The sequence below is a fragment of the Photobacterium sanguinicancri genome (assembly GCF_002265265.1).
Taxonomy (GTDB): Bacteria; Pseudomonadota; Gammaproteobacteria; order Enterobacterales; family Vibrionaceae; genus Photobacterium; species Photobacterium sanguinicancri.
On record NZ_NOIF01000001.1, the window covers coordinates 34,400 to 47,064 of the forward strand.

8 protein-coding genes and 1 pseudogene are annotated in these 12,665 nt (G+C 48.3%); all 9 read right to left on the minus strand.

Annotation, left to right across the window (positions count from 1 at the left end; all coding sequences use genetic code 11):
- Positions 1 to 50: 50 nt before the first annotated feature.
- Positions 51 to 1,991 (minus strand): hypothetical protein, encoded by a 1,941-nt coding sequence (locus ASV53_RS00110; protein ID WP_094955648.1) that lies wholly within the window; start codon positions 1,989 to 1,991, stop codon positions 51 to 53.
- Positions 1,988 to 3,142, minus strand: coding sequence for a saccharopine dehydrogenase NADP-binding domain-containing protein (locus ASV53_RS00115; RefSeq protein WP_094955649.1), 1,155 nt, complete (start codon positions 3,140 to 3,142; stop codon positions 1,988 to 1,990). The genes ASV53_RS00110 and ASV53_RS00115 overlap by 4 nt, the downstream gene beginning before the upstream one ends.
- A 101-nt stretch (positions 3,143 to 3,243) precedes the next feature.
- Positions 3,244 to 5,415, minus strand: coding sequence for a TonB-dependent receptor (locus ASV53_RS00120; protein WP_094955650.1), 2,172 nt, complete (start codon positions 5,413 to 5,415; stop codon positions 3,244 to 3,246).
- Positions 5,416 to 5,601: 186 nt separating this feature from the next.
- The gene (locus ASV53_RS00125) at positions 5,602 to 7,113 is read right to left on the minus strand and encodes an ABC transporter ATP-binding protein (protein ID WP_094955651.1); all 1,512 of its coding nucleotides are present in this window, start codon (positions 7,111 to 7,113) and stop codon (positions 5,602 to 5,604) included.
- Positions 7,114 to 7,117: 4 nt separating this feature from the next.
- Positions 7,118 to 7,834 (minus strand): energy-coupling factor transporter transmembrane component T, encoded by a 717-nt coding sequence (locus ASV53_RS00130; protein ID WP_094955652.1) that lies wholly within the window; start codon positions 7,832 to 7,834, stop codon positions 7,118 to 7,120.
- Positions 7,834 to 8,421 (minus strand): MptD family putative ECF transporter S component, encoded by a 588-nt coding sequence (locus ASV53_RS00135; protein WP_094955653.1) that lies wholly within the window; start codon positions 8,419 to 8,421, stop codon positions 7,834 to 7,836. Before ASV53_RS00135 ends, ASV53_RS00130 begins: the two co-directional genes overlap by 1 nt.
- Positions 8,422 to 8,695: 274 nt before the next feature.
- A complete protein-coding gene (locus tag ASV53_RS00140) occupies positions 8,696 to 9,520 on the minus strand; it encodes a thioesterase II family protein (protein WP_094955654.1) in 825 nt (274 codons plus the stop codon).
- A gap of 2 nt (positions 9,521 to 9,522) precedes the next feature.
- Positions 9,523 to 11,100 (minus strand): SDR family oxidoreductase, encoded by a 1,578-nt coding sequence (locus ASV53_RS26450; protein WP_439126474.1) that lies wholly within the window; start codon positions 11,098 to 11,100, stop codon positions 9,523 to 9,525.
- A gap of 162 nt (positions 11,101 to 11,262) precedes the next feature.
- Positions 11,263 to 12,657, minus strand: a pseudogene (locus ASV53_RS26455) (amino acid adenylation domain-containing protein); the annotation flags it as partial.
- Between the last annotated feature and the right edge of the window lie 8 nt (positions 12,658 to 12,665).

Below are 12,665 nucleotides of genomic sequence, written 5' to 3' on the forward strand. Positions count from 1 at the left end.
TAATCAGTCCATAGTGAGAGCGAAGAAGCGAAATAACTTAGGGCGTGTTGTTAGCAGGTTACTTCGTGTTCTGGTTGATTGTCTATAACATCACTGTTTCTTTTTACCTTGGCATTTGCTTGGGTCTTAGATGTTACAATTATGGTCGCCTCGCCATTGTCGCCTTGCTGCCAGTTAATGTTGATCTGGGTGTGGCTGAACAGATGCATTAATGCTTCATGTTCTATTTCTCTGATAAGGTTAGCTAGTTCTGGACAGCCGCGTTCTGCAAACATTTTGGCATATGCGCAATCAGTGATCCGACAGGTTAGCTGGTCAGGTTTCTGATCGTCTATAGTAAAGTGCATCACTTCTAGTGCAGCATAGTGGCGCATAAATGTCAGCCAGTAGTCCAATGCCGCTTGGTTGGGATCGGCAAACGCGCTAAACAGCTGTGGTTCAGGCCATAGATTGCGCATTTCCATCTTTCCTGTTGCCAGGAACATTTGTCGGTAAAGAGGGGTGGCAGCATCCTGGCCTAGCACATCTCTTGCGCAGGAATAACCGGATGTAAACATACTGATATCTTGGGTAACCCGTTTCCAGATCTGACGTAACGATGCAGAATGCCGGTTTTGGTAGGCATTGAACTGTTTGTTGTGCCATCGCCAGCGCATCAGAGTTCGAATGACAAATCGGGAAAATGCCAGCGGGCTTTGTTGTGTTCGCAATGCTTTCCAAATGCCTGATTCAAGTAAGAACTGTTTCTGTAGCGCGATCATTCTTGGGTGCTGCTTTTCTCGGGTGTACCAGTTGGCACCATAGTTACTCAGACGATGAACTTGCCCGCATACAGGCTCTACCCAACCAAAATGAATCCCATCCTGATGGAGGGCGGCTAAATCGGCAGGGCGGCATGTAATTCCCCGGCTGGCGAGGGTATTTTCTAGGTATTTTCGTACATTACTATCAAGCTGGTCAGTGGCAAAGACGCCATGATGGGTATTAAATTGTCCGGCAAGCCAGGCATCGGTTGCGGAACAGGCCATTAGGGCGGTCAGATCGTATGATGATATCACCCCGTGGATCAGTAAACCTTGCTCTGGTGAGTTGTCAGGATAAACGCATAGGATTGTATCGGGGTCGGCTTTGCCTTTGGTCTTGATATTCTGGCCGCTTTGGTAGAACTTTCTGGCTATAAACTGTTGACCCTTTTGTCCCAGCGACATGGCTGTCATTAGACGGGCCAATCCTTGGTTCAAGTATTGTATATGGTACCGGGCATCTAAGTATTGGACATTCTCTTTGAGCGGGTGGTCAGGCTGCGATAAACCTGCACATTCGACCGCTGAATAGGGGAGTAGTGCTTGAGGCTTGGGTTGTTCGGGAAATTGGAAATGGGATTTATCATCTTTCCAGGGGGTCGGGATCTCGGCCCGCTGACCATCGAGGATCTGTGTTACGGTGTTTTTGAAATTTGACAACATGGCATACGGACTGGTTTCACCGCCACCGTAGGTCGCTCCCATGTACGCTCGGATAGCATAGCGTCCACTGGACGATGCATTTCGTTCGGCAAGTTTGGCCAGCATCAGGCCGGACAGGCCTGGGGTGAATCCCATGCCGGTCAGAATCGTGTTCTGCTGTTGACGTGCTAGGTCGTGAAGCTTGTAGATTTCATCGGCCGCAGACAGGCTGTCATTAATATCGATGCAGTCAATCCCAGCTTTTAGACAGCACTGGTGTGCGAGTGCTCCAATTTTATCCATTGGGCCGAGGGCAATGATTGCTAGATCAAAGTGTACAAGTGTTTCAATGGTGTCTTGTCTATTATAGATATCAAGTCGGATCGGTGTGACTTGCAATGATGGATACACTGTATCTTGGCTTAGTGTGCGTGAGGCACTGGCGATTTCCAGCTTAGGATAGGTGGTACAGAGGTGGAAAATAATTCGGCGTCCGGTTTCGCCAGTCCCGCCCAGAACGATAACTTTCTTTGTGTGTTCGGTCATGATGCTGAAGCCTCCTGTGGGCTTGGTTGGTGGAATGTCGTGGCTGGATAAGTGATGACGCCGGACTGTGCTAATTCGGTCATAAAGTCAGAATGCTTGATGGCTTCGTGCAGCATAAATACTCCCGGACCATTGTGACGGCCGTTGATGACGGCTTTGGCTGTGATACCAATGATGGTGCCTGTTGCCTGGTAAGTATCAGAAAGCAGCAGTTCGCTGGATGTGGTATCGCCGCTCTTGTCATGCACATCAACCTTTATGCCGTAGGTAGGCTGGAGTTTTTGCATATCTTTTTGTGAGGCTTTGACCAGCCAGCGTGCGCCGCGGGCAATGCCTTTTTCGGTTCTGTATAGGCCAAATATCTTGGCAATGGCACAGATCAGTGCTGCGCGCGGACCAATGTTGGCGCCATAGACGTTGACATTACTGATATTGTTCTGGCGGGCAAGGCGTATGATTTCTTCTGAGTAAATCAGCATCGTTGAAGCGGTGCCGATAGGTGCTGGGAAACGAACTTTTTTGCTCGCTTTGAAAAAAGATTGGCGCTTGAGCTGATTATTTTCCAAGTAGCAAAAGCCATGATCCTTACCGAAATCACCCAAGCTGCTGATGATGTCCCAGGCTGAATTGTACGACCAGTTATCTCGGCCGACATAATAAATATCGATCCCGGTGATGGTATGGTCGCTGGGCAGTGTATTGATCAGGTGCTGGGGGTAGAGACCTGACAGGCCAGGCAATAAACCGACATTGATGATCAGTGGTACGTGGGTTGGTTGGGTGAACTCATCGGCTTCAAGACTGCTTAAAAGAGGATCATAACCACCGGCATCAATTAGCGGTGTTTCGACCTTCTTGCAGGTTTGGGCAACAGTATTGCCAATAAGGCCTGACGGACCGACACAGGAAATGACCAGATCATGCTGTCGACACGCCTCTTGTAAAGCTTCTACATTCTTGATATCCAGCTTAAGGGCGGTAATCTGTGATGATTCCGAAGTGCTTAACGGGATAGGTAATCGTTTGGGATGGCGCGATGCGAGGGTAAGTGTTACGTCGGTAAGTGAAAGCAGGTATTGTGCTGCTGCCATACCAACGCGGCCAAATCCGCCCAGTATCAAAATTTTAGGATTAGGTATGTTTGTGCTCATTGTCGTCCATTTAAATCGGTTTACAAATTAGCCGGTAATGTCCAAACCTATTCAGTACCAATAAAAAGAACCTGCACCTGACAGGTTCTTATTTTGATTGCTTAGTAGTAAGCGTTGAACGTCAGACCAAAGCTTTGTGGATCGCCAGCTTCGACGGTATGGCCGGAGCCAAAGTCGAACTCTACGGTGGAGTAGTATTCATCAAGCGCATTCTTCGCCCAGAGGTAGACCTCCCAGTTCGGGCTTTCAACTCCCAGCTTAACGTTGACTAGTTGGTATGGGTCTTGTTTGAGGGTGTTTAGACTGTTGAAGTAGTACTCGCCAATATGAATCACATCCAAACGGCTGAACAATGATAGTTGTTCGGTCAGTGGACGTATGTTCTGCAGGGCGAAGTTGGCTGTTAGCTCAGGGGTATTTACCATCTTGTTGCCACTGCAGCTTTGCTGGTTGGTCATAGCGCAGTTCTCGTAGTCTTTGTACTCGGCATTGGTATAGCTACCGCCAAGTTCCATCAACCAGCCAGGAGCCGGAGTGTAGCGGGTTTCAAACTCAATACCCTGACTTAGGCCTCGGCCTGCGTTATCTGTCGTGATTGTATTGGTGCTCTGAACCAGTTGTTGAACCTGCTGATTTTTGATGTCTATGTAGAACAGAGCCGTACTGAGTTCAAGCGAGTTGTCGAGGAATGATGCCTTGTAGCCCAGCTCGTAGTTGGTGCTGGTTTCTGAATCGTATGTTGGATCGTTCTGGTTTGGATACAGGTGGTCAAAACCACCAGCACGATAGCCTTGGCTGATAGTTCCGTAAATCAAGGAACTGTTATCTGGAGTGTAAGAAACGCCCACTTTTGGCAGCCATTCGTTAAAGTTCTTGTCACCTTCGATGCTGACATTCGGGCTACTTTGGTTGTTTGCTTGGATATCGGCTTTGCGTTGTTCCATATCAACCCGCAGACCTGCCGTTAAGGCCAAACGCTCAGTCAGACTATAGTCAACCTGACCGAAGGCTGCGTAACCTGAGTTTTCCTTTTTCACGTTGGTATAGTCGGTGTATGGCCCTCCCCAGCCAATAGCCGTGTAATCGAGCATGTTAGTGCCCTTGGTTTTGTACTCGGCATAGTAGCCGTAAAGGCCTGCCAGCCACTGTAGATCGCTCTCGGTGTTAGAAGCCCAGCGAAGTTCTTGTGAGATCTGTTTCTGCTTCTCTTCGGCAATGTTGTGGTAGATATAGTCGGTTCGGCTACTGGCATCTTGGTCGGCAGAGTTGTAGCTGTCCCAATCGCGCCATCCGGTGATGGAGGTGAAATCAAAATGGCTGAATTCGTTTTTCATAACGAGTGTAATGCCGTAGGCATCGCGATTATCTTCGCCGTCATAGTTGTGGTCGACTTTGTCGGGGTTGTTTTTGATAAAGGCTGCACTCCCCAGGGCATACGAATCGCCCCGCAATCGCTGGAAGTCGAAGATGAGGTCAGACTCAAAGGTATAAGTCGGTTCCCAATGGAGTTTTGCGCGTGCAACAATGTCTTCACGGGCACCGTAGTCTTTACCGTTATGGATGTTGGTCAGGTCGCCATTGTTGTTGGTAAAGGCAAGGCTCAGTCCACCGTATAGCTCGTCTTCGATCAGGGGGGTATTTACACCGATGCTGATCTTACGGCGTTCGAGGGTATCGGCGGTGACGGACAGACGGGCGTCAGTGAAATTGTCTGGCTTTGGGGTGATTATGTTGATGATACCTGCCAGGGAGTTACCGCCGTACAGGGTTCCCTGAGGGCCACGCAGTACTTCGATACGCTCTACGTCAGTCAGATCCAGGTCGAACATACCGTTGTTGGTATAGTTGACCCCATCGACATAAAAGCCCACTGTAGGCTCGGTGAATAAGCCTGGACCGATACCCCGAATAAAGATGTTGTTTTCTCGTGAACCGCCCCATGTGAAAATATGAAGGTTAGGTACGTGCTGGCTGAGTTCTGTAATGGATCTGATCTCGGCATCTTTCAAATCCGAGTCGGTAATTGCGGAAACACTAGAGCTAACATCCATGATGTCAGCATTACGTTTTTCAGCAGTTACCGTGATCACCTCTAGCTCTGTAGATTGACTTTCCGTCTTTGCGTTGTCATTGGCCAGTACATTAGGGGTTGTGCTGATAGCAGTACAGAGAAGCCCTGTTTTCACTAGTAGCGTGAGTTTGTTGATGTTGTGTATGGGGGTTGGCTTATTTAAGACTGATAGACCCTGACTCCGTGATAGTGCGGCTTGCATACCTCTCTTACTCCTTGAAATAGCAATTTGTGTTGTGATTGATAATCATTCGCGCAATTGTCTTGATTGAGAGGATTTGCTGCTACCCGAAAGAGATATTTCAAACCCGAAACGGATAGATTTGTTACCAAAAGAAACGCCACCGGGAGGTGGCGCTTATTAGGGGGATCAAAAAGCGGTTTTTATTCAGGTATTGAGTGCGCTGATCTTCTTAAATGATCGAAGCTCTGCTAGCAATTGCTGACCTTGATCTGCGCTAACATCAAACTGTGATTTCAAGTAGCCAGACTCAAGTACCAGAACTTGCTGGCTTACTTTGGTAATAAATTCAGGATCATGGCTAATCACAATAACAGTTCTGTTGGAACGACAGGCTGTTAGGATGAGTTCGGAAAGTGCGGTCATATTTCTCCAATCCAACCCGCTGGTAGGCTCATCCAGTAGCAGTAATTCGCGTTCACTGGCTAAGGCTGTTAATAACGCTAAACGTTGCTGTTGGCCTCGAGACATTGCTAGCGGATGTTTATCGGCTAATGCTTCTAGCCCAACCTGATGTAACCATTCCCTCGCTCCCTGCTCGGAAGGCTCTGGCATACTTAGCTGAATTTCTTCTAACACTGAATCGGCTATCAATTGCTGATGAACGTGTTGGGATACAAAAAAACTATGACGCTGAAGTGCTCGCCAACGCCATTGTGTTTGATTGTCGTTAAGCACCCCTTTGTCACGATACTGTCCTGCAAGCACCTTCATTAAACTGGATTTACCTGCCCCGTTTGCACCGATAATGGTTGTCACTTGCCCCTTAGGGAAAGAGATAGACGGCATATCAAGCCACATCTGTCCATTTCTACCTAATTGAATGGGCGATAACTGATAACTATCTGCAAACTCGCTTGTCGGTGGGGGCGAGCAGCAAAGATCGGTAAAGTGCGCGGATCGTAACCCCTGCTGTTTTAAGGTGTGACTTGAACAAGAAAAGAATTGCTCTCCGGTCATCGTGTCCCGGATCTGACCATCGGCAATATGAACCACGCGGTCAACCAAGCCATTCAGGTAATATAAGCGATGCTCGGCGATGAGAACCGTCTTACCTTGTGTACTCCATCGCTTAATAGTTGCGCGCAACATGGCGATGCCCTCGGCATCTAAATTGGCAGAGGGTTCATCCAGAACATAAACATCAGGGTTCAGCATGCTGGCCGATGCACATGCCAGCTTCTGCTGCTGGCCACTAGAGAGCTCAAAGATAGATTGGGGTAATTGATCTTGTAATGAAAATTGCTCGGTAATATCTGCAATGCGCTGGTTGATTGATGCCACTGGATAACCTTGATTTTCGAGTGAAAAGGCCAGTTCGTCCTCTACTGTTGTGGCAAAGAACTGGCTCGATGGATTTTGAAATACGCTACCAACTTGCCTTGCCATTAATGCTAAATTGAAATGTTCGAGATCTTTCCCTTGTACTTGAATGCTTCCCTCTACATCGGCATCGAAGTAGTGTGGAATTAAACCATTTGCTAGTCGCAGCAACGTACTTTTGCCACAACCTGATGCACCGCAAAACAGAACGACTTCACCTTTGGCTACTTGTAAGTCAATGTTTTTAAGGCTCCAGCTTGAAGTATCATGATGCTCGTAGCGGACACTGACATTGCGCAAATTTAGCAACTCGGTGTTTGAAGTAACTGAATTCATAAACCTATCCGAACAATAAAGAGATGAACAACAAACAAAGAGGTAAGGCGACGATTGTCAATACAAGGTAGTCGTGCCAAGAAAATGTGAGTAATTGACGTTCGCTGCGCGTTACTGAGGTAGATAACCCGCGGCTTAACGCAGCTGCTGATAATTCTTCACCGATGCGAGTGGTGTTGATTAGAAGCGGCAATAGCCGTAAGCGGACGATATGTTTGAAACGCAAGCCGCGCATTGCCAAGCTTTTTTCAATGGCAATGGCTTCGGAGAAAAAGGTCGGAAAGAAACGAAATACAACAGCGAGAGGAATCGTCATTTGTTGCGGCAGACCAAGCTTACGACAAGCAGCTAAGAATTCGCTCACTGTTGTTGTAGAGACGAGATATAAACCCGAAAATATAGCGGGAAGAATTCGCGTAAACACTCCGACTAATACCAGCAGCATAGAGTTAGTTAAACCATCGGTTACGGGCACTAATACATAGGCAATGTATAGACAGGCACCGTATATTGCACCATAACATCCAGCTAAATAGATACGTCCTTCTAATCCTAGTAGCAACAATGGCATCACTGCTAAAAGATAGGTAGATGAACGAACCCAGATATTGTTGCCTGCCACTCCACTAACCACAAACAAGCTGATGCTTAGTAACAATAAAATCTTGGTACGTGGATCTAGCGTAAATCGCCCTAGCTGCGTATTGCTATCCATAAGCATTAAACAATACCTGCGCGTTTAAACTGATTTGCACAAGCACGCTTACCAATAATGCTACCAATCGCACCACACAAAAGGCATGCTACAAATAAAAATGGCAGTGACCACATTGGTAATAAGGCTTCTAACTGTTGTGCGTAAGAATCACTATAGCCTTGTTTCAACATGGCAAAGTATTCTGCGCGACCAACAAAGAAGGGGATAAAGTTTCCAATTACCCAACCGCTAAACAGGGTGTATCCACATAAGCTTAATTTTGGGCTTTTGTATTGACCACTTGCAAGAATGAGATCTGCGATTAAGCCAAATAACAAGCCAGTGAGGCAAGCCCAATACCCCATGCCTGCGATAAACATTAATACCCCATTGATGGAACCTAATAACGTCACCATTCCGAATTTATCTACCCGCGTTAGGAACAGCATAAACGGAATGCCACCTAATAAAGCGGGAATGACAGCAAGCAAAGGAATAAATACGGGGATAAAGCCTAAAAAACCAATGGTGATCATGATGAAGAAATACAGAACCGAGTAGATTCCGACATTGATAAGATCTTTAGCCGTAAGGCGAGATTGTTGATTCATTTTTTACTCCACATTCTTACCAAGAATTAGTTAGATAAAGGTGCTTAATCAGAAGTACGTCTGATAGGGGGTCGCAGATCCGCTGCTGGTGATGTCTTCGCTGGTGGAATGTTAAGGTCTTTTGACTGGCTGTTAAGGTCCACCCGCACCTGTTCAAGATGAAATTTCAGCAATTATCTAAGCAGAGAACAAATGGTACTACCCGCATCAGGCGAAAAAGCCCCGAGGTGGTTATTGAGAGGTATTCCCATCGGGGCAGTAGGGTGGATGACGATTAAGGCACTGATAACCAGACGGGTTGCTGATGCTGCTTAAGGTAGCCGAGCATTACTGCAATCATCGCTGGGTATTGCTGGTTGAGATAGAAATGATCACCTGGATAGCGTACAAAGCCCATATCCCGAGCAGTGATCTGAGACCAGGTTCTGGCATCGTCTTCGCTGAGTTCACGATCCTGCTCACCAACCATTATGGTGACCGGGGGATGGATATGATGTATCTCTAGCGATGTGGCGCCATAGGTTTCGATTAACCGGTAATCTCCCCTAAGGCTTGGCAGGATGAGCTCGGTCAGCTCTGGCATTTGTGTGAGGTAGACCAAATCGGCATTCAGGCGAATAATTTCCTCTAGCAAGGCTTGATCTGAAGCACGGTGTAGCGAAGTAACATTGATGTGTCCCGGCCCTTCGCTGGCAGATAGAACAAGGTGGCAGGGCAGGCGCTGGTTATTGTTTTGTAAGCTGGCACATAGTTCGTAGGCTACTGCAGCTCCCATGCTGTGGCCAAACAAAATGTAGGGCATTTTCAGCAGGTGTGGCTGGGCACACAGGCTTTTGCTGAGGGCATCGATCAAGGACGGCATATCTTGCAGACATGTTTCGTTCACCCGCTCTTCTCGGCCGGGATATTGAATGGCGATCAGTTCTGTATCTGCAGGTATTGCTTCGGCCCACTTGCGAAATTGGCTGGCAGCCCCACCAGCATGGGGCAGGCAGAAAATTCGCTGACGAACCTGCGGACCGGTTTTGATGGTCTTGAACCATTTGGCATGCAGGGCATTGACTGGGGGGCTCGATTGCATTTGCATGGAATGTAACATGGTTATACCTCGGTCTTAGGGGTTACTGTTGACTGTTTAGCGGCCTGACGAATGGCTTTGCTAAAGTGGTCTACTATGGGGGTAAAGTAGTCAGGAGTGACTTCAAATGGAACTTCTCCGATAGCGGCCAGGGCGGCTTCCAGGTTGTCGATGCGGTATTGGTGATGGCCACCCTGATCCATGCCGTGCTTGAAATAACGGTTGATAAAGCCCCGGCCAAAGCTGTCGGCCAGTTTCTGGTTCCACTGTTTAAACCCTAGTTTTTCGAATTGGCTACCAAGGCTATTTAGCCATTGATAGATTTGATCGCCGGTATGGCTGTAACGTGAGACCACATGGTAGTTCTTGCCTTCGCTGGTAATCTCCGGCTTGCTCAGTTGTGCAATATAGCGTGCAACCACATTTACCGGTGTAGTGCTGATCAGGATTTGCGAGTCCGGATAGGCATTGATGCTCAGACAGGTCCGGAAGAACTTTACAAAGGCATCGTCATTGATAAATGGTGCAGCTTGGGTGTTGTCCCAGGTAATGGCCCCAGAACGGAAGATGTTGACAGGGATCTGGCGTTGGCGAGCCATGTAGAACAGCTGCTCGGCCATATATTTCGTGTGCTCGTAGGTCAGCTCAGGTTTGTGCCAAGGTTCAAACGAGTTGGTGTCTTCCGGCACAGGCGGCTCATCTTTGTGGTACGGTAAACGGTAATGCACCCCAATTGTTGACATGTAATGGATAGGCTTGATCTTGTGGGTTGACGCTAGCTCAATTACATTAGCCGAACCTTTGACGTTGATTGGGTATAGCGAAGATAAGGGGGCAATCAGGCTGATCAGGGCTGCGATATGCAGTACTTTATCAATATTCTGTGTCAGCCATTGGTAGCGCTTAGGTGCAATACCGAACTGGTCAGTAGTCAGGTCGCCGGGAATAATCTTGATCCGAGTACGATCAAGTTGGAGTGATAAGCCTTTTTCATCGGCCAGTTGCTGAAGGCGGAAATAGCCGTTTTCTTCATCGCGGCAGCGGATTAGGCAGTATAAGGTGTCATTGGTCTGCTCAAGAACCGACTTGAGGATATAGATGCCCAGATATCCGGTTGCACCGGTCATAAAGACCTTGGCTGGAGCGCTCTCGGTGTGTTGTGGCAGATAAGGGGTGGCGTGATCGCGGTGTCTGGTTACTTGTTTAAACAACGCATCAGTGTCGATGGCTTGCCTGAAGCGCTCTTCTTCATCTTCACCTTTCTGCAGGGCCTCCACCATATCTTTAAACATCGGGTTGTTAAAGATGAGATCGATATTGACCGCAAAGCGTTCCTCCGTCAGGCGGTTAAGTAGGCTTACAGCTGACAGGCTGGATCCTCCAATCATGAAGAAGTCATCATTTCGCGATAATCTTTCAATATCGGTCAGTTCACACCAGATTTCGGCTAGTTTCTGCTCTATCCAGTTGTCTTTAGGCGGTTCAAAAGCTGTGTTATCGATGATTTGACTGGCAAACATTTTCTTGAGAGTCTTGCGATCAACTTTGTTGTTGGCGGTGAGCGGAATGGCTTCCATTACTTTGCAGGTAGAGGGGATCATGTAAACCGGTAGCACCTGTTGTAGATCCGATTGGATGATATGTGTCAGCTCGTTATCGGAACCAGCCTGCGTTACGGTGCAATCTGCAGAGGCACTGTTATCAGCCAGTACCAGAGCGGTTACCAGTTCTACAGGGTTGGTTCGGGTCAATGCGACCGCTTGCTTGATATATGGTAATTCGTTAAGTGCTGCTTCAACTTCACCTAGTTCAATACGGTGGCCGCGGATTTTTACTTGATTATCTTCGCGGCCAAGGATTTCGATCACCCCATCCGGACGGTAACGACAGATATCCCCGGTACGGTACAGGCGTTCACCTGTGCGGGGGTGGGTGATAAAGCGCTGTGCGGTGCGGGCGGGGTCATTGGCAAAACCTAAAGCCACGCCCGGCCCGCCCACGAGCATTTCGCCTGGTGTCCAGTCTGGACAATCCTCGAAACGGCTATTTTGGATATATAGATTGTGATTTCGCAGTGGTGTGCCGTAAGGAATATTGGTGGCATGAGGGGGGACCTCCTTGATCGGATTATAGATACAAGTCACGGAGATTTCGGTTGGCCCGCCCAAGCTGTTGAGTGATAGTTCCGGTAGGTGCTGGTGGATCACTGACGGTAATGTTACTGGGATCCAGTCGCCGGAGATAAAGGCAATACGCAGGCTACTCAAGTCGCATTCGGTATGGTTCTCGTGCCAGGCCATCAGCATCTGCATATGGGCCGGAACTGAATTCCACACCGTTACGTTATGCTGCTCGATTGCGGTTGCCCAACTTCCCGGATCGGTACGCCATTGGCTATCCGGAAGTACTAGGGTTGCCCCCGCAGTAAAGGTGCAGAAGATATCTAGTACTGATAAGTCAAAACTGTAATTGACTAGCGCTAGGGTTCGATCCTCTGCGCTGAAGGCAAATTGGTCATTGAACCCTGCAATGGTGTTGGCTACCCCTTGATGGCTCAGCATGACCCCTTTGGGTTTTCCTGTGGTGCCTGAGGTATACAGTATGTATGCAAGTTGATTGGTTGTGTCGGCTTCCATCCCCTTGATAATCATTGCATGCATGGCCGTGTTTACCTGCTGAGTATCGGGTAACGTGGTTGAATCGGTTAGCTCTGGATCCATGGCTAGGGCTTCGACCCCTTGGGGCCACGGGTGCTGGTGCTGTTCGGTTGAACAGATCACCCATTTTGCACCGGAATCCTCAAGAATCGAACGGCAGCGTTGAGCTGGCTGGGTGATATCGATCGGTACATAGGCTCCCTTTGCCAGCAGAACCCCCATAACTGCGGCAATTTGCAATGGACTCTTGTCTAGGAACAGTGCTACCGGTTCGCCCGGCTGGCAGTCGACAGCATGAAGTTTATTTGCGATAGCCAGTGCCCATCGAGCCAGTTCCCGGTAACTCCATGACTGGTTGCCGCAGAGCAGGGCTGTTTGTGTCGGGGCAGACAGAACTTGTTGGCAAAACGCCTGGTGGAGGTAGCCTTGTGGCAGAGGGGTATTTTTTTCATTGTTGAGACTATCGCGCTGCGCCAAGGTTTGTGCTGGCAGAGTGACCACATCTGTTT